Raw genomic sequence first — 20149 nt, 5'->3', positions numbered from 1 at the left:
GTAAGTATCCCAAAAAGATGCACAGCCCTCCCGCCGTCCTTGCAGAGCTGCCCCGTGGCGATGTTCTGGCCCGCGACTGCCCCTCGCGGCAGATCCTGCAACATGTCACCTCGCGCTGGGGCGGGCTGGTCATGGTCGCGCTGGGGCGCGAGACACTGCGATTTGCGCAGTTGCGCCGCCGCATAGACGGGATTTCGGAACGGATGCTGGCGCAGACGCTGCAGGTGCTGGAGGCGGATGGTCTGGTGGCACGGCACGATCACCACGAGGTGCCGCCGCGCGTCGATTACTGCCTGACGCCTGCGGGCTGGGAAATCGCCACGCGGGTCTTTGCGCTGGCCGACTGGATCGAGACGCATCTGCCGGAGCTGCTGGCGCATCGGGCGGCTCCCGAACAGGCTCAGGCCTTGGGCTGACCGAAGCGTTCCAGCATGTGATCGCGGATCTGGTCACGGGTCTGGCGGTAGTAATGCAGCCGCGCCTCGCGCCCCTCGCCCAGCCCGGTCGGGTCCATGATCGCCCAGTGCGCGACCTCGATGTGATAAAAGCGCGTCAGATCGAGCGCCTGATGGTAAGACGCCGGGGAGAGCGCGATGACCAGATCAAACGCGCCCAGATCGTCACCCATTTCCTTGAGCTCATGGAAGCTTCTGGCCTGATGCCGTTCCAGGTTCACACCGATTTCCGCACAGACGGCAATCGCGAAGCCATCGGTGTCGAGATCGGCCTTGACCCCCACCGACTGCACATAGACGTCGCGACCGTAGAATTTCTTCATCATCCCCTCGGCCATCGGCGAGCGCGTGGCGTTGTGGTCGCAGCAAAACAGCACCGCGTGGGGAAGCGTGCCCATCAGCTCACCGGGGTCAGGACGCAGACAAGGGTGAACAGACGGCGAGCGGTGTCGATGTCGATCTCGGCCTTGCCGGAGAGGCGCTCCTGCAGCACGCGTGCGCCCTCGTTGTGGATGCCGCGCCGAGCCATGTCGACGGCCTCGATCTGGCTCGGCGGCAGTTTCTTCACCGCCTCGAAATAACTTTCGCAGATCTGGAAGTAATCCTTCACCACCTGCCGGAACGGCCCGAAACTCAGGTGGAACTCGGCCACCTTGTCCCCGCATTCGAGACAGGTGTCGAAGACGAGCCGCCCGTCGCGGACCGCAAGCGTCAGCGCAAAGGGCCCCTCGGGCGCGGGGGCGCCATCACGGCCGGGGATCACCCAGCTGTTGTCTTCGAGAAGGTCAAAGACCGCGACGCGGCGTTCCTGCTCGATTTCGGGCGTCGGCGCGGGCAGGCCCGAATCGTCGATCTCCAGACGTGTGATGCGGCTCATTCTGTCCCCTTTTCATTCAGGGCATCGAGACGCGCACGGACGGAAAGCCCATGCGCCTGAAGGCTTTCCGAGATCGCCAGCGTCTCGGCCGCGGGACCGATGGCACGCAGGGCTTCGGGCGTCATTTTCGCCAGCGTCGTGCGCTTGAGGAAATCCATCACGGAAAGGCCCGAGGAAAACCGCGCCGAGCGCGCCGTGGGCAGAACGTGGTTCGGCCCGCCAACGTAATCGCCGATCGCCTCGGGCGTCCATTGGCCCAGGAAGATCGCCCCGGCATGGGTGATCTGGGCAGACAGCGCCTCGGGGTCGGCGACGCAAAGCTCAAGGTGTTCGGGGGCGACGCGGTTCGACAGCATCGCCGCCTCGGCCAGATCGCGGGTCACGATCACCGCGCCGAAATCGCGCCAGCTTGCGCCCGCAATCTCGCGCCGTTCCAGCGTCTCGAGCCGCTTTTCCACTGCCGCGGTCACGGCTTTCGCAAAACCCGCATCGGGCGTCAGGATCAGCGCTTGCGCCGATTGGTCATGCTCGGCTTGGCTCAGCAGATCAAGCGCCACCCAATCTGGATTCGCCGTCTCGTCGGCAATCACCAGAATTTCCGAGGGCCCCGCGATCATGTCGATGCCGACCCGGCCAAAGACGCGCCGCTTCGCTGCCGCGACAAAGGCATTGCCCGGCCCGGTGATCTTGTCGACCGGCGCGATCGTCGCCGTGCCGTAAGCCAGCGCCGCCACCGCCTGCGCGCCGCCGATCCGGTAAACCGTGTCCACCCCGGCGATCTCGGCCGCCAAGAGCACCAGCGGATTGACCGCGCCACCGGGCGTCGGGCAGACGACCACCAGCCGCTCCACCCCCGCCACCTTGGCCGGGATCGCATTCATCAGCACGGACGACGGATAGGAGGCGAGCCCCCCCGGCACATAAAGCCCGGCGGCCGAAACGGGCGACCAGCGCCAGCCCAGCTCCGCCCCCGAGGCTTCGGTCCAGCGTTCTTCCATCACCGGCATCTGCCGGGCGTGATAGGTGCGGATCCGCTCGGCCGCGAGTTCAAGCGCCGCACGCTCGGCCGCGGGCACGCGGGCCACCTCCGCCGCGATCTCGGCTTTCGAAAACGCCAGCGTCTCGGGCGTCAGATCGAGCCGGTCGAATTTCGACGTGTAGTCGATCACCGCCGCATCGCCGCGGTCGCGCACCTCTGCGATGATTGCCGCCACCGTCGCATCGACATCGGGGCTGTCCTCACGCTTCATCCCCAGAAGGGCGGTGAAGCGGGTCTCGAAATCATCGGCGTCGGTGGTCAGGAAATGCGGCATCATGGGCTCCTTCTTGACCAAGGGGATAGAGCGAAGCGGGACGCGGGGCAAGCTTCGCGCGCGGCTCCGCCCTGCGACATCCGCCGCGCAAGAGCGTATTTGCGCCAAGAAAAAGCATGTGGTTTTTTCTTGGAACAAATACGCCTCTGCCTTGGACGATAAGCGCCCCGGATCAGATCAGGCGCTTGCGCAGCGGATGCCCCAGCAGCCAGCCACCGCCGCCGCGGTCATCCATCTGCCAGCCTTGGCTGCGATAAAAGGCCAGCGCGGTGTTGGTGGCCGTCAGCCGTGCCTCGACGCGGCCGATCGCACGCAACTCCTCTTCGAGCGCCGCCAGAAGGGCGCGGCCGCAGCCCTTGCCCTGCGCCTCGGGCGCGGCAAAGAGCAGCCGGATCCGCCCCTGTCCGTCGGGCTGATGGCGCCAGTCGATACCGCCCACCGCGACGATTCCCGCCTCGGGTTCGGCCACGAAAAGCCGCTGCGACGGATCATGCAGGATCGAATTGAGCGTCATCGGGCTGTTCGAGGCGACCCAAGGCTTGATCCGGTCCGGGTCGTCATGATGATCGGCCCGGCAAAGAGTGGTGATGGACGCGCCGATCACCTCCGACAGGACTTTGATTTCCTCGGATCGGGCAGGACGGATCATGATCTCGGGCCTTCTATTCTGGGTGGTTCGGTGCCTGCCCCGAAACGGCCCGATAGGGCCGCGTCACATCCCGCAGATCGACGGACAGGCATTCGACCCCCGCGGCAATCGCCCCATCACCCGCAAGGGTGATCACCACGCGCCCTGCCCCCTCGGCCCCCGGCTCGAAGCTGATGTCGAGCAGCGACAGCACCAGATCCGCCTCCTTCCGGTCGAACCCCTGCGAGGCGACCTGGGTCACGTCGGAGAGCACCAGAAGCGACTGCACCCGCTCGTAAGGACGGCCTTCGGCCTCGGCCTGCGCCTTGTCCTCCCAGCGGAAGCGGTTGATCAACATCGAGAGCCGCCGGGCCTTCGCCTCGAAACGGATCTCGGTCACCGGCAGCACGGCATCCTGAACCAGAGCCGCGAGCACACCAAGATCCTCGGCGCTTTCGGCGCGCAGGCTCAGCGGCCCTTCGGCCCCGTCGTCAAACCGTGCATCCCGGCTCATTCGCCCTTCACCCGTTCGATTTGCGCCCCGACAGCGCGTAGCTTTTCTTCTACCCGTTCGTAGCCGCGATCAAGGTGGTAAACTCGACTGACCACTGTCTCGCCTTCAGCAGCCAGACCCGCCAGAATCAAGGAAACTGAGGCCCGCAAATCAGTTGCCATCACCCGGGCGCCTTTCAGACGGTCAACGCCGTGCACTTTTGCAACACCGCCATGCACCTCAATCCTTGCTCCCATGCGGGCCAATTCGGGCGCATGCATGAAGCGATTCTCGAAAATGCGTTCTTCGAGAATCGATGTCCCCTCGGCGGTGCACAGAAGCGCCATCATCTGCGCCTGCAGATCGGTCGGGAAGCCGGGGAAAGGTTCGGTCACCACATCGACGGCGCGAATACGGCCGTTCTTGCGTTTCACCTTCAGCCCGCGCGCGGTTTCCTCGACCGAGATCCCGGCCGCATCCAGTTTCTCGCAGAAGCTTTCGACCAGTTCGATTCGACCGCCAAGGCATTCGACCTCGCCCCCGCAGATCGCCGGGGCGAGCATGTAGGTGCCCAGTTCGATTCGGTCGGTGACGACCGGGTGAGTCGCGCCATGCAGCCGGTCGACACCCTGAATGGTGATTTCTGACGTGCCCTCGCCCTCGATCTGCGCGCCCATCGCGCGCAGGCAACGCGCCAGATCGACGATTTCCGGCTCGCGCGCGGCGTTTTTCAGCACCGAAGTCCCCTTGGCCAGCACCGCCGCCATCAGGAAGTTTTCCGTCGCGCCTACGCTGGCAAAGCGCATCTCATGCACCGCGCCCTTCAGGCCACCGCGCGCATTGGCGTGCAGATAGCCTTCCTTCAGCTCGATTTCAGCGCCAAGGGCCGCCAGCGCATCGATGTGAATGTCCATCGGCCGCGCGCCGATCGCACAACCACCCGGCAGCGACACGACCGCATGACCAAGCCGCGCCAGCAGCGGACCGAGCACGAGGTTCGAGGCCCGCATCTTCCGCACGATGTCATAATCGGCGACCGGATTGATCTCGCCGTGGCACGAGGTGGCCAGCACCTTGCCCTCCTGCAACGCGGTGACTTCGGCGCCGAGGCTGGCCAGAAGCTGCGTCATCGTGCGGATGTCGGAGAGCCGCGGCGCATTGGTCAGCGTCAGCGGCTCTTCGGACAGAAGCGTCGCGGGCATCAGCGCCAGACAGGCGTTCTTGGCGCCCGCAATCGGGATCTGCCCGCTCAGCGGCCCGTTGCCGCGCACAAGGATGCTGTCCACTCGCTCACTCCTCCGGGCCGTTTGCGGCCGTATCGTTGGTATCCCCCTCGGCGGAACGCGCCCGCGCCTGTGCCTTGCGCCGCGTCAGATTGGCGCGCAGGGCGGCGGCCAAACGCTCTTCGCGCGTGGCTTCGGGGGTTGTTTTCCGGTTGGGGGTGTCATCGGTCATGGGCACTCTTTAGCGACGCCGATGAAATGTGTCGAGAGAGGGTGAATATTTGCGCTTGCGCACCCCGCGCGGTTCGTCTACATCCGCGCCACGGTCGGAAGCGACCAGCGTGAAAGCGCCGGATGCTGCAGTAGCTCAGTGGTAGAGCACTCCCTTGGTAAGGGAGAGGTCGAGAGTTCAATCCTCTCTTGCAGCACCATTTTTTCTTCTTAAATCCCAAGAAGTTGGCTGCTATCAAGGGCTTAGATTGACTTCGGTTCTACACCGAGGTTCTACACCATGGTCTTGCAGATGGCCCGTCCGCAGAAGAATCCGAAATCCGGCATCTACTATTTTCGTCAGAAAACGCCCGCCGATCTGGTGGCGGTCTTCGGCCGCAAGGAGGTCAGCTGGTCGCTCGGCACAAAAGACCCGACCGAGGCCAAGGCTCGCAACATCGACGCGGTGCGCAAACAGGCCCTGATCTGGGACCGGCTGCGCAAGCGCCCGGAGCCGCTGCCGCATCAGCAGATCGTCGCGCTCTCGGGGGTGCTTTATCGCGACCACATGGCGGCGCTGGAACTTGAGCCGGGCGAGCCGGGCGTCTGGGTCGAAACGCTCAAGCTTCTGGACCGTGCCGCCGCCTCGCCCGAGGCGATGGAACGCTGGTATGGCCCGACCGTTGACACGCTCCTTCTGGAGCGCGGCATTGTCACCGACGACGCCAGCCGCCAGCGGCTCATACAGGAGACCGAACGCGCGATCCGTCAACTGGCCGAGCAGCAGTTGAAGCGCGCCGAGGGGGATTACAGCCCGGACCCGCGCGCCAATCGCTTCCCGCCCTTGGCGTCATCCACGATTCCCGCTGCCGCCGCGTCGGAGAAACTGAGCATCACCGCGCTCTTCAAGCTTTGGGAGCGCGACCATCTGGCGAATGGCAAGTCGGCCCGGACCGTCGGCGATTTCCGGCAAAAGATCGACTCGCTGATCGCCTTCCTCGGCCACGACGAGGCCAGAAAAGTCACGCCCGAGAACATCGCCGACTGGTGCGACCACCTGCGCCACGAAAAAGGTCTGGCGGCGCGCACGGTGAGCCAGAAATATCTGACCGTGGTCAAGGTCGTCTTCGGCGTCGCGGTCGAGAAACGCAAGCTCAAGGAAAACCCGGCCAAGGAGAACCGCGTTCGGTTCACCAAGCCGCAGCGGGTGCGCCAGAAGGGGTTTACTGACGAAGAGGCGAAGGCGATCCTGAAAGCGGCTTTGGTCGATCCTGCCGAGTTGGGGCGACGCACGACCGAGAACAAGCGGGCGATCCGCTGGGGGCCGTGGATTTGCGCGTTCAGCGGCGCACGGATCACCGAGGTCATGCAGATGCGCACCGACGATCTGGTTGAGGACCATGGCATCCTGTGCTTGCGGATCACGCCCGAGGCCGGATCGGTGAAGACCGGGGCTTATCGTCTGGTGCCGATTCATCCGCAGCTTCTCGATATGGGGCTGGCGCGAATGATCCGGTCCCTGCCGCCGGGGCCGGTGTTCTACTCATCTGCGCCCGTTCGGGGCAAACCGGCCGATCCGGTCGAGCGCGCCCAGAGCGCCGGTGCGAAGGTCGGCCAGTGGGTTCGCGAGGTCGTCGGCATCACCGATCCGAACGTGCAGCCCAACCATGCTTGGCGGCACCGCTTCAAAACCATCGCCCGCGAGGTCGGCATCGCCCCGGAATATTCTGACGCGATCACCGGCCACGAGGACGGCCGCGCCGCAAGCGATTACGGCGAGACCACGGTGAAGGCTTTGTGGCGCGAGGTGCAGAAGTTGCCGAACTATGAGGTCACTCAGAAAAGGCGGTAGGTCGGAGGAGGGCTTGCCCTTCCCCCGTGGTCTTCATGCAGATCGCAGCTATTGGACCCGTTGCGTGAACTTCACTTCGTATGCCGGAGGGAGGTTTACGCTGCGGTCTTCATCTCTTCGGGATCGCGCTGCGCCCTGAGCCAGTCAAGGAACGCTTCCGGGTTTTGGCTCACATAGATCGTTCTCGTCTCCTTCATCTTGCCTCGATTGGTGGTCTCACTTCGTATGCCGGAGGGACGTTTTCTTCGCTGCGTGGTCTCCAGCTCTCCGGTCTCCGGCTCCGGCGCACTTCCGTTCGTCCACTGCCAAACCCGGCACCCGAGGAGCTTTCGGCAATACATGTCCGCAAGGAACGGGACCGGCGGATAGGCGCGCTTTCCACGAAAACTGACGCTCTTTTTCTTCTCGTCCGCCGGGGCGAAGAACATCGGATTGGTCAGAACGTGGGCGAGATGGGCGTTGCCCGCCCGCGCCGCGTCCAGCCAACCTTTCAGGAGCCCCAGACGGGCACCGGGCGGCGTCGTGTAATAGGTCTCGTTGAGCCAGTGAAGGCGGCCGAAGCTGCGGTAGTTGCGATAGCGATCGTCGCTGGCATCGACGCGCGGCCCTCGGGTGCGATTGCGGGTGGCCGCTTTCGCGCATGTGCTGGTGCAGTAGGTCTTGTTACTCCTCGGTTTGAATGACGCGCCGCAGCGCGGGCAGATGGAAGCGGTCGGCACAGTTTCCGACGGTTGTGCGGGCAGCACGGAAGCTTTCGCTTCGGGGCTGGGGGTCGAGCAGCTTTGCGTCTCGATCATGTGCTTGAAGATGGGGATGGCGGGGGAACACAGCGCTCCCCGGCCTTTGTCGTGTGGCTCAGGCCGTGTCCTCAGGCCGCGTCGCCAAACAGTTCGCGGCAGTGCTGGCGCACCCAGTTGTCGCGCTCCTTCGCGGCAAGCTGATCGACCTCGTCGTTCATCGGATCGCCGGAATGGCCGCGCACCCACCGGAAGGTGACATTCAGACCGCAGCCCAACCGAACGATTTCCTGCCAAAGATCGACATTCTCAACGCGCTTGCCTTTGCCGTTGCGCCAGCCCTTGGCGATCCAACCGGGCATCCATTCGGTCATGCCCTTCACGATCATCTCGTTGTCCGTGAAGATGAAGATCGGATGCGGGTCGTCACGGTCAATCGCTTCAAGAGCAGCGATCACCGCGCTCATTTCCATGCGAATGTTCGTGGTCGCCGTCGCGCCGCCGGTAACTCTTCGCCGCTGCTCACGGTTGCCGTCGCTGTAGTGGCAAAGGATGGCCGCATAGCCTCCCGGTCCGGGGTTCGGCTGGCAAGAGCCGTCGGTGTAGATCACGATGCAGGTGGGCACGGGCGGCAGGGCCGCAGTCATTGCTTTGGTCAAAGGTTCGTCCTTCACTGGAGTTGAGAAATCGCGGTGGCGAGCCGCTGTTTCGCCTCGGTCGCGGCCTTGCTGTCGCGCGCGTCGAGGTCTGCCAGACGCAGCCCGATGGCCCCGAAAGCGGTCATCAGCTTGCGCCCGAGAATGGCCGCCGCCTTGGGCGTCATCTCGCGGTAGATGCGGACCTGCTGGCCCGTCCGGTGATCGTAGCGCAGCCCGACATGGCGGCTCGACAAGGCCCGAACGCGCCGGGCGATCTGGACCCGCAAGGCGTCATCGGTGCGAAACCGCAGTGGCCGGTCGTGCCACATCAGCACCATCGCCAGAACCGTCGCGATCACCGTGGCCGGTGAAACGTCCTGCGCGATGGACACGATCTCGTTGGCGGCGCTGCGCTCATAGCGGTTGCCGATGCGGCGGCTGGCTGTGGCCCCGGCCTCGGCGACGATGCTGGCCCAGATCTCCTCCATCAGGTGCCAGGTTTCGTTGGTGGGGTTTCTGGCGATCCGCGCTTCAACGCGCGCGAGATAAGGCGCCAGTTCGGTTTTGGTAACGCCGCTCTGATCGGGCGCACCGTGCCGCCGAAGCGTGCTCTTGTGGCGGCGGCAATGGGGGGAGAAGTCGGATGCGGCGGGGCTGCCGCAGTTCGGAACGGTGCAGATGCGCGCGGTCATGGTGTGACCTTGCGGCTGCCGGGTCGAGAGGTGGTGTCGTGGTTCAGGTGGATCTCCTTGGATTTGTAGCCGCCCCCAGAGAGACAGGGACGGTTGGTGATGCGATTGCGTCGGGGTCAGGGCACCGATTTTCGTGCGGTGCGTCCTATGGTGTGTGGTTTTCGATTCGCACACGGCGGCGCAGGTCGGTTTCGCCCCTGCCGGGGCATCATCAGCGGGGCGGCCTCAGCCCCGGACCTCGCTGAAACCGCTGGCGCGGCTTGCCCTTCACGCATTGGATTGCGACCATCGGGCCAGAGGCATCCACCTCCGTCTATCTTGCGGTGGCCCCGTGACGTGGGTCAGACGTGCGAGCCATCCGGGCCGACCTCGGCCGCCATGAAGGCGGAAAGAGCGGTGCCCGACGCGGGAAACCCGGCGGGCGATGGGGAGTTTGAAGCAGTGCCGAGGGCCGCAGCATCGCCCGGAAATCAGGCTGTCTGCGGGAAGAGCCGCTGCGCGATGGGCAGGGCGGGTTGCGGTTCGGTCGTTGCGGTCGGCCTGTTCCAAAAGGAAGGAGCCGTGGGGGTTAGTCGCGCACAATGCTGCACAAAAACCAAAATGGGGATGCGCCGCGCGACCTTCAAGTGTCATTGATAAATAAAATCAATGCACTAGACGCGCAGCAGAGGAAAAATCTGCTGTGAAAAGGCCGTTCCGCCCTTTGTTACATGGGGTCAGGCACGTCGCCGCGGCGCGCCTGTGACCAAATTTGTGCCCGCGTCGCCCTGCGCATTCTCGCCCGGTTGACGAGGCCGCCGATTGCACCGAAGGTTGCGCCACAAACTCGGTGGTTCTCATGTCTCTATTGCTGATCAACGCCTATCTTGCTGAAATCCATAAGCTGAAACAGGTTTCCGGCACCAAGACCGAGCAGGTGATCCGCGAGGCGTTCAAGGACATGCTCAAGGCGTGGGCGCGTCAGCAGAACCTCGTCTTCCTTGCCGAGCAGAACTTCAACACCAACCAAAAAACCACGATCCGCCCGGACGGCACGATCCTGCACGATCTGCGCGTTCCGCTGGGCTACTGGGAAGCCAAGGACACCGCCGACGACCTCGACACCGAGATCGCCAAGAAATTCCTCAAGGGCTATCCGCAGGACAATATCATCTTCGAGAATTCGGAGACCGCCGTCCTTTTCCAGAACCGGGCCGAGGTCATGCGCTGCGCCATGACCGACACGAAGGAACTGGAGCGGCTGCTGACGCTCTTCTTCGGCTATGAGCGCCCCGAGATTGCCGAGTTCCGACGCGCCGTCACGCAGTTCCAGACCGACCTGCCCGCGATCCTCGACGCCCTGCGCGAGCGCATCGACACCGCCTACAAGACCAACTCCGGCTTCAAGGCCGCCGCCGTGAAATTCCTGGCCCACGCGCAGGAAACCATCAACCCGACGCTGACCGAGGCCGACGTTCGGGAAATGCTGATCCAGCACATCCTGACCGAGGAAATCTTCACCCAGGTCTTCGACGGCGGTCAGTTCCACCGCGAGAACAACATCGCCAAGGAGCTGTTCAAGCTGGAAGAGGCATTCTTCACCGGTGCGGTGAAATGGGAAACGCTCAAGGCGATGCAGCCTTATTACGCTGCCATCCGCGCCAACGCCGCGCAGATCACCAGCCATGCCGAAAAACAGACCTTCCTCAAGGCGATCTACGAAGGGTTCTACAAGGTTTACAACCCGAAAGCCGCCGACCGACTGGGCGTGGTCTACACCCCGAACGAGATCGTGCGCTTCATGATCGAAGGAACCGACTGGCTCTGCCAGAAGCACTTCGGCAAGACGCTGATCGACCACGGCGTCGAGATCCTTGATCCGGCCACGGGCACCGGCACCTTCATCTGCGAACTGATCGACTATTTTCGCGGCCAGCCGCAAAAGCTGCACCAGAAATACAAGGAAGAGCTGCACGCGAACGAGGTGGCGATCCTGCCCTATTACGTCGCCAACCTGAACATCGAGGCGACCTATGCCGCCGTCTCGGGCCAATATGCCGAGTTCCAAAACCTCTGCTTTGTCGACACGCTCGACAACGTGGCGGGGTTGGGCATCAAGTCGGGCCACCAGCACGACCTTTTTGCGGCGCTCTCGGATGAAAACGTCGAACGGGTGCGGCGGCAGAACAAGCGCAAGATCTCGGTCATCATCGGCAACCCGCCCTACAACGCGAACCAGCAAAACGAGAACGACAACAACAAGAACCGGGCCTATCCCCGCATCGACGACTTGATCAAGCGCAGCTTCGTCAAGCTTTCGACCGCGCAGAAGACCAAGGTCTACGACATGTATTCCCGTTTCTTTCGCTGGTCCTTCGACCGGGTGCATGATGATGGCATTATCGCTTTCATCACCAATCGCAGCTTCATCGATCACCGCACCTTCGACGGTTTCCGTCGCTTTGTCGGCGAGGAGTTCTCAGAAGTCTATATCGTAGATCTCGGGGGAGACTGGAAACAAACTGGTAGCGCGGCAGGTGGGAACGTATTTGGAATTGGGACTGGTGTAGCGATCAGTTTTTGGGTGAAGAAGCGGCGACAGAAGCCTGAGAAGGCAAGGATATATTATCGATCTTGTCTTTCCGGCGAAACCGCTGAGGAGAAACTGGCCTTCTTGGCCCATCGGCCATTGAGTCAAGTTTCGTTCACTCAAGTAGAGCCAAACTCGAACGCCGAGTGGATAAATCACAGCGAGAACAGCTGGAGTTCGCTGATTCCCATAGCTGACAAGAAGCAACGGGTTGGAGGGACGCCGAGGACGGTCTTTCAATTGTCCTCACTTGGCATCGCAACAAATCGTGACGAATGGGTTTATGATGAAAATCTGAAATTTCTTGAGAATAAAATTTCCTATTTCACGGAGAAGTTTCATGCTGAGCGAGTTCGCTGGATCAACGATGATCGCCCAGATATTTCAAATTGGGTGGATCGAAGCATAAAATGGACAAGCGAACTGGAGGAACACTTAAGAAAGGGATCTATAATTCCCGAAGGGTTATCTTATTTCAGAAAAGCACTCTACCGCCCGTTCACCATTCGAGAATGCTATTATGCTCCGGTCATAACCCATAGAACTTACCGGCAAACGTCCATATTCCCCTTCATTGGACCGCATAAAAGCCGCTACATTGCATTTACAGACCCGACAGGCCAAAAGCCATTTATGGCACTTTCGAGTGATATCTTACCCGATCTTCATTTGGTCGGTTCAGGTGCGGGCGCGATGTGCGTCCCCCTACAACGATTCAGTAAAAACGGGGATCTAGTCGACAATGTGACCACTTGGGCTTTCAACAAGTTTGTGTCCAATTATGGCAAGGCCGCCAAGATCACCAAGGACGACATCTTCCATTACGTCTATGGCGTCCTTCATGATCCGGTCTACCGCGAGACCTATGCCCAAAACCTCAAGCGCGAGCTGCCGAGCATCCCGTTCTATCCCGATTTCCGGCAATGGGCCGACTGGGGCCAGCAGCTCATGGCGCTGCACATCGGCTATGAGGCCGTCGATCCGTGGCCGATCACCCGCACAGACACCCCCGATCAGAAGGCCATCGCCGCCGGGGTCTCGCCCAAGGTGGTGCTGAAATCCGATCCGGCGGCGGGCACGATCACGCTCGACAGCGAAACCCGGCTCTCTGGCATTCCGCCCGAGGCGTGGGAGTATCGTCTTGGCAACCGGTCTGCGCTCGACTGGGTGCTTGATCAGCACAAGGAAAAGACGCCCAAGGACAAGACGATCCGCGAGAAGTTCAACACCTATCGCTTTGCCGATCACAAGGAGAAGGTGGCCGATCTGCTGGCCCGAGTGACCCGCGTTTCGGTCGAGACCATGCAGATCGTCGAGGCAATGAAATCTGCCACGCGGGCGAAGACGACAGATTAAGCCGGGCTGGGTGCAACGCCCTTCGCCTCCTCCAAGATGCGGTAGACGCTGGCCCGGCCGATGCCGAGCCGCTTGGCAATCTCGGTGCCGCCGATGCCGTCGCCATGCAGCCGCAACACCTCGTCGGCCTTGGCGCGGGCGGTCGGGGCACGGCCCTTGTATTTTCCCTCGGCCTTCGCTTTGGCGATCCCCTCGCGCTGGCGCTCCAGCATGATCTCGCGCTCGAACTCGGCCACGCCGCCGAGGATCGTCAGCATCAGCTTGCCGGTGGGCGTCGCGGTGTCGATGCCCATGGACAGGATGCGCAGCGCCACGCCCTTCGCCTCCAGCTGCCCCAGAATGCCCACCAGATGCGCCACAGAGCGCGCCAGACGGTCAAGCTTGGTGACGACGAGCGTATCCCCCTCCCGCGCGAAGGCCAGCGCCTCGGCCAGCTGCGCGCGGCTGACGACGTCAACCGAGGAAACCTGCTCAACAAAGATCCTCTTGCAACCGACGGCATCCAGATCGCGCCGCTGGGCGTCGAGCCCGGCTTTCTGGTCGAGGGTCGAGGTGCGGGCATATCCGATCAGCATGAGGCCTCCCCAAATCGTCTCACAATGTCTTAGACGTTCTCAGCCACGCTGTCCCAAATGTCAACGACAACTTCTGTGAGACGCAATGCGGGCGGGGCCGAGACGTCTCACTAGACCAAGCCCTGCGAGACGAAGAGACGCAGCGCCGGTGTCAGGCTCAACCGTCCACAGGACGAGCGAGCGCGGCAGTTGGACAGCACGATAGGGCACCGGACGGGCCAGCAAGTGGCGCACTGGGCGGACGAGGAAAGGCCACCGGGCGGGGCATGGGGCACCCCCCGGGGGGGGATCACGCGCGGGCACTTCGGTCGAGGTGTTGCCTCGAATTTTTGCGCCAAAATATTCGGTCGAGACCCGCATCACCCGAGCGAGCCCTCCAGTCACGGCGCCCCGGTCGCGCCCCCACCGGGGTTCTACACCGCGCTTGACGCGCACCAAAAATTATCGTTATAAATCAAATAGTCACAAGGAAAATTCCCGAATTCAATCCTCTCTTGCAGCACCATCCCATCCCCTTGATCTTAAAGAAAACCCTTGAATTCAAGGCGCTGGTGCCATTTTTGGTGCCAGAACAGGTGCCAGAACGGGGGTATCGATGGCGGCGAAACGACGGCATTGGAAAGAGAAGGACGGGCGTTACTGGGCGCGCATCTCGATCCCGCTCGAGCTAAAACCGTTCTTCGACAACAAGACGCAGCTGACCGAGCCGCTGGGCGGCGACCTGCGTATCGCGGATGAAAATCACGCCGCGGCTGTCGCCCGACTGAAGGACAAGCTCAAGGCGGCGCGGCGCATGCTTGAAGCCGCCTCCTCCGGTGTAGCTGTCGAACCGGCTCCCGTCGCCGCCGTGACGCCGCGTCGCGCCCTGACCCCGGAAGATGTCGAACAGGCCGTCTGGGCGCATTACACCAACACGCTTGCACAAGACGCGGCGAAACGGGCTGCAATGCCGACCGAGCAGGAGATCGCGGACGAGCTCGAAAAGGCGAACAAGCGCATCGAAGCTGGAGACGCCGATCCGAGAAAGAGCATCTCGGGCTTTTTCAACGTCTACTCGGACTACGAGTTGAAGGCCTCCATGCGCCATTTCGACGAACGCTTGCGCAAGAGCAAACTCAAGGCTCTGCGCGCCGAGATAGCCACCGGCAACACGCGATTGGTGAATGCGACAGTGCAGGAGTTCATTGATCGACACCATATTGCCGTCGCCCGCGAGTCTCAGGAATGGCGCGATCTGGCGCAAAAGCTCATGCGTGCGGAGATCGAAGCGCTCGAGCGAACCTGCGAGCTGGATGCCGGCATGTTCGGCGGAACACCGCAGGACCCGATCGTGCGCCCGCCGTCAAAGCCGATCGACGAGGGCGAGCCCGTTTCGCTTTGGGGACTTTTTTGCGATTACATCAAAGTCAGTCAGGCGACGGGCACGCACCTTGACGGCGGTGCGAACTGGACGCCGCCGATCCGATCGCTCCAAGACTTTCTCGGTCATGACGATGCGCGGAAGATAAAACGAATCGATCTGCTCAATTGGCGCGACGCACTTCTTGCAGAAGGCAAGTCCGCGAAGACTGTCTCGGCGAAGTATCTCGCCGCAGTCCGTGCCGTGCTCACCTGGGCAGAGGCAAACTTCAAGCTGCCGACAAACGAGATTGAAAAGGTCAATCAGAAGGTCGCCAAAAAGCAGCTCACCCGCGAACGCGGCTATCCTTGCCGTCCTTCCCCTCAAGCTTCGCCCAGTCCGCCCAGGTCCAGACCTGCTCGTAAAGCTCCGCCTGAACCGGGTCATGGAGGAGATAGGCCGCGCACAGCCGCTCGTAATAGGTGCCCTTCTCTCGCTCGGTGATGGCGGCGGCGCGGTAGCTCTCAAGAAGCGCGTCGAGCGAGAGGGTCATGAAATTCACCGTATTGATCTGTCTGGGCGACCTTAGGTTCAGAGACGGACACGGGCAAGAGCACGAAAACAAGAACAGATCCGACATCTGGTCGCGTCGATCGAAGCACCGGCTTTCACTTGCGGGGCCGACGTGGTGACCGCACGCGCACCCTTCGCGTCTGGGTCCTCGCGCACCAATCGACGGTGCAACGCTGGGCAGCGATGGTGCCGAAGCGCTGATCCTGGTGGATTTCGTTGCAGGATGCCCCGTCCTGAAGTCCGCGCTTTGGTCGGAAAAAAAGTTTTCCGAGATTTTCGTCAACCTTGGGAGCGTCGAAGCCTTATTTTATTGGGTTTTCGAGGTTGACAAGGTTGACAAATACGGTTGGAAAGTCGACAAAAGCGACGTTTTTGATGTCGCCTGTCAACCAAAATGTTACGTTGTCAACCATGCTGTCAACCTTCCCGAGCCCTCTCGCCTGAGCCCGACGACCCGCACCTTTGCATCGGTGACTGCCCCGGCCTGCTTGGAACGTCATATCAACGATCATTGAAACGGCCCGCCAGGCCGCCCGCCTCAAATCGCGATTTCAACGATCGTTGACGCAAGCCCCAAGGTGGTGCATCCTCAATACTCATTTCAACGATCGTCGATGGCGCGATGACCGACACCCTCACCACCATCTCCACCGTTGCCGAGCTCGGACAGGCGATCCGGGCGCGCAGGCAGGCGCTTGGCTTGCATCAGGCCGAGGCCGCGATGCAAAGCGGGGTCTCGGCGGCGACGTTCAGCGCGATCGAGAACGGCAAGGAAACCGCCCGCATCGGTCTTGTCCTGCAGATCTGCCGCGATCTCGGCTTGCAGATCACCTTGAGCGCCTGAGATGCCCCGGCTCGACCTCGACGTCTTCCTTGAAGCCCGCGCGCAGCCGATCGGCCGTCTGACCCGGTTCGACGATGGCGCGCTTGCTTTCGCCTATCTCACCGACGCGCTGCCCCATCCGCTGTCGCTGTCGTTGCCACTCCGCGAAGAGCCCTTTGGAGACGCGGTGACACGCGCCTTCTTCTCGAACCTGCTCTTCGAGAATGCACAGCGCGAGCAGATCCTGCAACGCTACCGGCTCGACTGGTCCGACGTCGCAGGACAGCTCGAACATCTGGGTGCAGATTGTCCTGGCGCGATCTCTTGCGTTCCGATGGGGGCAGGTCCGGCGAAGACGCCCGGCGATCTTGCGACCGACTATGACGCGCTCGATGCGGGGGAACTGACCGCGATCATGGTCTCGCTGCGTGACCGCCGTCGTCTGCCCGACGATACCCGCGATCCGTCTCCGCTTGCGGGGGTTCAAGGCAAGGTCGCACTGACACAGCTGCCGGATGGTCGCTTTGCGCTGCCCAAACGCGGGCTGAACGTGCCGACAACGCATATCCTGAAGGTGCCCCGACCGTCGGAAATGGCGCTGGTGCGACAGGAACATGTGCTGATGAGCCTCATGCACAGGATGCAGCGTCATCCAGTCGCTGAAACCGCGATGCTGGGAGAGGGCGATCTGCAAGGACTGCTGGTCAGCCGCTTCGATCGGATGTGTGACGGCGGGGTCGTGCATCGCATCCATCAGGAGGATTTCGCCCAGGCGCTTGGTCTTGGTCCGCATCTGAAATACCAGCGCAACAGCGGTGACAGCCGCCGTTTCGAGGCGCGCTCGGTGGGAGAGCTGCTCGCGCAGACCGCCAACCCCGGTCGTGCTCGTCAAGCGTTTCTCGAGGTGACGCTGGTGAACCTGCTTCTCGGCAACACCGACAACCACGCGAAGAACCATGCGCTGCTTTACACCGGAGCGCGTCCCGTTCTGGCTCCGGTCTATGACGTCGCGCCGGTGCTGATCGACCGTGAAGTGACGCATCAGCTGGCGTTAGATATCGGATGCGCGCAGATGGCCGACGAGATCACCGGAGCGGACCTTGAGGACTTCATCCGCGCAGTTGGCTTTCCGCGTTTCACGCCCGCGCTGCGCAAGCGCCTGATTGAGATCGTGCAGACCGCGGTTGCAGAGATCGCGCCGATGCGGGGACCGGGTCTGAAACCGCTCGGCGATGCGATCGCGGAACAGGCCGGTTGGCTCGCACAGGCGCTGGAGGTGGAAATCGAGATCCCCGAGCGCGATGGGTTGATCATCAATCGACCGTGACGCGTCGGGTGGTCTTTCATGCAGCACGCCACCAGAGCCACGGAGCGAGTCACTGGCGCGCATCATGCGCATTCAGCAGCACCCCTAGCTGACGACGCCACGGGCACGGCCAGCGACTCGCTGCGTGAGTCTGAGACGCATGCGCCACCTGCAGGCCCATCGCGATGAACAGGTTCGGGCGACAAGCACCGACGATGCGCAATATGCACTCCCCTCACCTTGTGCGCGGCAGCTTTTTCCCTTCGGCTTTCAAAGCAGCGATCTGTGCGTCGGCTTCCTCCTTGCGCTGAAGACGGCGCTTCTCGTCGAAGAGTTCATACTCGGCGCAGGCCTTGTTTCGCGCGGCCTCCGCCGAAATCCGGCCGCCATCGCGAAGAACCGACCGCCCGAGATTTTTGAGCTGATCGTCGAGCAGACGGCGGGCATCCGCCATTGTGACGAGACGCCCGAGATCGAGCTGATCTTCGAAGATCCCCAGCAGGATCTCGGTCAGTCGGTTCAATTCGCGAATTTCGCCTTCAGCAAGATAGTTCTTCGACGTCGTCACGTCCTGTTTGCGGATCTTGTCCTTGGGCCAGTCCTGCAACCCCATGTTTTCAAGACGATGATCCGCGCGGTCATGGATCAGCTCGGAGGGGGTCATCGACACGACCGCATGGACCAGCTTGGCCTGCGTGTGTTGGAAGAACTGCCGCGACGCTTCGTCGGAGCCGTCGTAGTCCTGACACATCGAACAGATCCGCCGCAACTCGGCGTAAAGGTTGGCTTCGCTCGCGCGGATGTCACGAATGATCTCGCGAAGCTCGCGCACACGGTCGAGGTTCCCAGGCTCCTTAAGTCGAGGCGCGTCGATCACGAAGCCCTTTCGGGCGTATTGCACCAGGATGCCGGTCGCCCAGCGGCGGAAGAGCGTCGCCTGCGCCGACGAAACGCGGTAACCAACCGAGATGACCATATCGAGGTTGTAGATCGTCGCCGGTCGCCCGTGAGTTGTTTGCACTTTTTGCAAAGAACTCGTCTCATCCAACTCACCCTCGTCGAGAATGTTGCGGATGTGGCGCGAGATGGCAGAGACATCACGACCGAACAGCGCGGCGATCTGCGCCTGCGTCATCCAGAGTGTGTCGCCCTCGAAGCGCAGGTCGATCCGCAAGCCCTTGTCGGTGCTGTAAACAAGGAACCGATCCCCGGTGCTTTCCTCTTCGATCAGATGGATGGGCTCGTCCTGCTCTGTGCTCACGGTTCACCTCGATTCGACGTACATGAACAATAGCGGAACACACCTCGCCATGCACGGCGTCGTGTCGAGCGGATGATCGGCTTGCGGAATTGCGCATGGACAAAGGCAGGATCGAGCACCAACGAAGATCTAGCGTCACGGCGCGGGGGCGGACGACGTTGCGCGGGATCTTCGGCAAATGAGCGATGTCTTCATGGTGCTGACGGGACCGCTGGGACCGTGGGACCAGCTGAGCGAAAACGAGACGGCATGGATCGAGTTCATCCGCGTGATCAGTGGTGGTCGCGATCCGAAGGTGACGCCAGCGCGTGTGCGAGCGCTGCGTGAACTCCTCGATGTGGCCCCGATCGTTTCGTTGGTCAAAGGTTCGTCCTTCACTGGAGTTGAGAAATCGCAGTGGCGAGCCGCTGTTTCGCCTCGGTCGCGGCCTTGCTGTCGCGCGCGTCGAGGTCTGCCAGACGCAACCCGATGGCCCCGAAAGCGGTCATCAGCTTGCGCCCGAGAATGGCCGCCGCCTTGGGCGTCATCTCGCGGTAGATGCGGACCTGCTGGCCCGTCCGGTGATCGTAGCGCAGCCCGACATGGCGGCTCGACAGGGCCCGAACGCGCCGGGCGATCTGGACCCCCAAGGCGTCATCGGTGCGAAACCGCAGCGGCCGGTCGTGCCACATCAGCACCATCGCCAGAACCGTCGCGATCACCGTGGCCGGTGAAACGTCCTGCGCGATGGACACGATCTCGTTGGCGGCGCTGCGCTCATAGCGGTTGCCGATGCGGCGGCTGGCGGTGGCCCCGGCCTCGGCGACGATGCTGGCCCAGATCTCCTCCATCAGGGGCCAGGTCTCATTGGTGGGGTTTCTGGCGATCCGCGCTTCGATCCGCGCGAGATAAGGCACCAGTTCGGTTTTGGTAACGCCGCTCTGCTCGGGCGCACCGTGCCTCCTCGGCTTCGGGCAGCGCGACCCAGGTCTGGATGCCGAAGAGCGATCCGGGGCGTTGCCGCATCTCAAGGCTCGTGCGTTCGGAATAGGTCACGCCATTGCCAGCGATCATCCAGTTCACCGCGCCCGGATGCACGATCTGATGCGCGCCGGTGCTGTCGCGGTGCTCAAACGCGCCCTTGTAGAGATAGGTGACGGTGGCGAGCCCGATATGCGGATGCGGGCGGATGTCAATGCCGCCGCCGGTCAGGAATTCGGCCGGGCCGACCATCTGCCGCGCGGGATCTG

Annotated in this window: 20 protein-coding genes, 1 tRNA gene and 1 pseudogene; 8 read left to right on the top strand and 14 right to left on the bottom strand. The window is 62.4% G+C overall.

What is annotated here, in order from left to right; all coding sequences use genetic code 11:
- The first annotated feature begins 17 nt into the window (after nt 1–17).
- Complete coding sequence (locus ACTTAI_RS06815; protein ID WP_444455036.1) at nt 18–416, top strand: winged helix-turn-helix transcriptional regulator; 399 nt, start codon at nt 18–20, stop codon at nt 414–416.
- On the opposite strand, the gene ACTTAI_RS06810 is transcribed toward ACTTAI_RS06815, so the two are convergent.
- From ACTTAI_RS06810 to ACTTAI_RS06780, 7 genes are all read right to left on the bottom strand, one after another.
- Entirely contained in the window at nt 401–853 is a 453-nt protein-coding gene (locus ACTTAI_RS06810) for an arsenate-mycothiol transferase ArsC (protein ID WP_444455035.1), read from the bottom strand. The two genes, ACTTAI_RS06815 and ACTTAI_RS06810, sit on opposite strands and share 16 nt — an antisense overlap.
- Complete coding sequence (locus ACTTAI_RS06805) at nt 853–1332, bottom strand: UPF0262 family protein (protein WP_444455034.1); 480 nt, start codon at nt 1330–1332, stop codon at nt 853–855. Before ACTTAI_RS06805 ends, ACTTAI_RS06810 begins: the two co-directional genes overlap by 1 nt.
- The gene (hisD, locus tag ACTTAI_RS06800; protein ID WP_444455705.1) at nt 1329–2645 is read right to left on the bottom strand and encodes a histidinol dehydrogenase; all 1317 of its coding nucleotides are present in this window, start codon (nt 2643–2645) and stop codon (nt 1329–1331) included. Before hisD ends, ACTTAI_RS06805 begins: the two co-directional genes overlap by 4 nt.
- A gap of 172 nt (nt 2646–2817) precedes the next feature.
- The gene (locus tag ACTTAI_RS06795) at nt 2818–3294 is read right to left on the bottom strand and encodes a GNAT family N-acetyltransferase (RefSeq protein ID WP_444455033.1); all 477 of its coding nucleotides are present in this window, start codon (nt 3292–3294) and stop codon (nt 2818–2820) included.
- Between the two features lie 13 nt (nt 3295–3307).
- A complete protein-coding gene (locus tag ACTTAI_RS06790; protein ID WP_444455032.1) occupies nt 3308–3787 on the bottom strand; it encodes a DUF2948 family protein in 480 nt (159 codons plus the stop codon).
- Nucleotides 3784–5052 carry a UDP-N-acetylglucosamine 1-carboxyvinyltransferase gene (murA, locus tag ACTTAI_RS06785; protein ID WP_444455031.1) on the bottom strand — a complete coding sequence of 423 codons (1269 nt, stop codon included), beginning with the start codon at nt 5050–5052 and terminating at the stop codon, nt 3784–3786. Before murA ends, ACTTAI_RS06790 begins: the two co-directional genes overlap by 4 nt.
- A 4-nt stretch (nt 5053–5056) precedes the next feature.
- Entirely contained in the window at nt 5057–5221 is a 165-nt protein-coding gene (locus ACTTAI_RS06780) for a hypothetical protein (RefSeq protein WP_444455030.1), read from the bottom strand.
- 124 nt (nt 5222–5345) lie between these two features.
- On the opposite strand from ACTTAI_RS06780, the gene ACTTAI_RS06775 reads away from it, so the two are divergent.
- Nucleotides 5346–5420 (top strand) — tRNA-Thr (locus ACTTAI_RS06775).
- Between the two features lie 92 nt (nt 5421–5512).
- Nucleotides 5513–7051 carry a DUF6538 domain-containing protein gene (locus ACTTAI_RS06770; RefSeq protein WP_444455029.1) on the top strand — a complete coding sequence of 513 codons (1539 nt, stop codon included), beginning with the start codon at nt 5513–5515 and terminating at the stop codon, nt 7049–7051.
- Between the two features lie 95 nt (nt 7052–7146).
- On the opposite strand, the gene ACTTAI_RS06765 is transcribed toward ACTTAI_RS06770, so the two are convergent.
- The 3 genes from ACTTAI_RS06765 to ACTTAI_RS06755 form a co-directional block, all read right to left on the bottom strand.
- Complete coding sequence (locus ACTTAI_RS06765; protein ID WP_444455028.1) at nt 7147–7848, bottom strand: hypothetical protein; 702 nt, start codon at nt 7846–7848, stop codon at nt 7147–7149.
- Nucleotides 7849–7919: 71 nt separating this feature from the next.
- Nucleotides 7920–8435 (bottom strand): ribonuclease H family protein, encoded by a 516-nt coding sequence (locus tag ACTTAI_RS06760; protein ID WP_444455027.1) that lies wholly within the window; start codon nt 8433–8435, stop codon nt 7920–7922.
- A gap of 23 nt (nt 8436–8458) precedes the next feature.
- A complete protein-coding gene (locus tag ACTTAI_RS06755; protein ID WP_444455026.1) occupies nt 8459–9118 on the bottom strand; it encodes a hypothetical protein in 660 nt (219 codons plus the stop codon).
- Between the two features lie 838 nt (nt 9119–9956).
- Here ACTTAI_RS06755 and ACTTAI_RS06750 point away from each other — a divergent pair.
- Nucleotides 9957–13043 carry a type ISP restriction/modification enzyme gene (locus ACTTAI_RS06750; protein ID WP_444455025.1) on the top strand — a complete coding sequence of 1029 codons (3087 nt, stop codon included), beginning with the start codon at nt 9957–9959 and terminating at the stop codon, nt 13041–13043.
- Here the strand turns inward: ACTTAI_RS06750 and ACTTAI_RS06745 are convergent.
- Nucleotides 13040–13618, bottom strand: coding sequence for a recombinase family protein (locus tag ACTTAI_RS06745; protein WP_444455024.1), 579 nt, complete (start codon nt 13616–13618; stop codon nt 13040–13042). The two genes, ACTTAI_RS06750 and ACTTAI_RS06745, sit on opposite strands and share 4 nt — an antisense overlap.
- A 595-nt stretch (nt 13619–14213) precedes the next feature.
- Between ACTTAI_RS06745 and ACTTAI_RS06740 the strand changes: the two genes are divergently transcribed.
- The 4 genes from ACTTAI_RS06740 (at nt 14214) to ACTTAI_RS06725 (ending at nt 17680) form a co-directional block, all read left to right on the top strand.
- Complete coding sequence (locus tag ACTTAI_RS06740) at nt 14214–15461, top strand: hypothetical protein (protein ID WP_444455023.1); 1248 nt, start codon at nt 14214–14216, stop codon at nt 15459–15461.
- A gap of 275 nt (nt 15462–15736) precedes the next feature.
- Entirely contained in the window at nt 15737–16045 is a 309-nt protein-coding gene (locus ACTTAI_RS06735; RefSeq protein WP_444455022.1) for a hypothetical protein, read from the top strand.
- A 107-nt stretch (nt 16046–16152) separates the two neighbouring features.
- On the top strand, nt 16153–16374 hold the full coding sequence (locus ACTTAI_RS06730; protein ID WP_444455021.1) for a helix-turn-helix domain-containing protein: 222 nt from the start codon (nt 16153–16155) through the stop codon (nt 16372–16374).
- A 1-nt stretch (nt 16375) separates the two neighbouring features.
- Nucleotides 16376–17680 carry a type II toxin-antitoxin system HipA family toxin gene (locus tag ACTTAI_RS06725; protein ID WP_444455020.1) on the top strand — a complete coding sequence of 435 codons (1305 nt, stop codon included), beginning with the start codon at nt 16376–16378 and terminating at the stop codon, nt 17678–17680.
- Between the two features lie 214 nt (nt 17681–17894).
- On the opposite strand, the gene rhuM is transcribed toward ACTTAI_RS06725, so the two are convergent.
- The 3 genes and pseudogenes from rhuM to ACTTAI_RS06710 form a co-directional block, all read right to left on the bottom strand.
- Nucleotides 17895–18833: a RhuM family protein gene (rhuM, locus tag ACTTAI_RS06720; RefSeq protein WP_444455019.1), complete on the bottom strand. Its 939-nt coding sequence runs from the start codon at nt 18831–18833 to the stop codon at nt 17895–17897.
- 461 nt (nt 18834–19294) lie between these two features.
- Nucleotides 19295–19750 (bottom strand): hypothetical protein, encoded by a 456-nt coding sequence (locus ACTTAI_RS06715; protein ID WP_444455018.1) that lies wholly within the window; start codon nt 19748–19750, stop codon nt 19295–19297.
- A gap of 109 nt (nt 19751–19859) precedes the next feature.
- A pseudogene (locus ACTTAI_RS06710) lies at nt 19860–20144 on the bottom strand (pirin family protein); the annotation flags it as partial.
- Nucleotides 20145–20149: the final 5 nt, after the last annotated feature.

It is taken from the genome of Rhodobacter capsulatus (genome assembly GCF_052363175.1).
Classification (GTDB): Bacteria; Pseudomonadota; Alphaproteobacteria; order Rhodobacterales; family Rhodobacteraceae; genus Rhodobacter; species Rhodobacter capsulatus_D.
The sequence above is the reverse complement of the archived record's forward strand: the minus strand, read 5'-3'. Positions and strand labels throughout refer to the sequence as shown.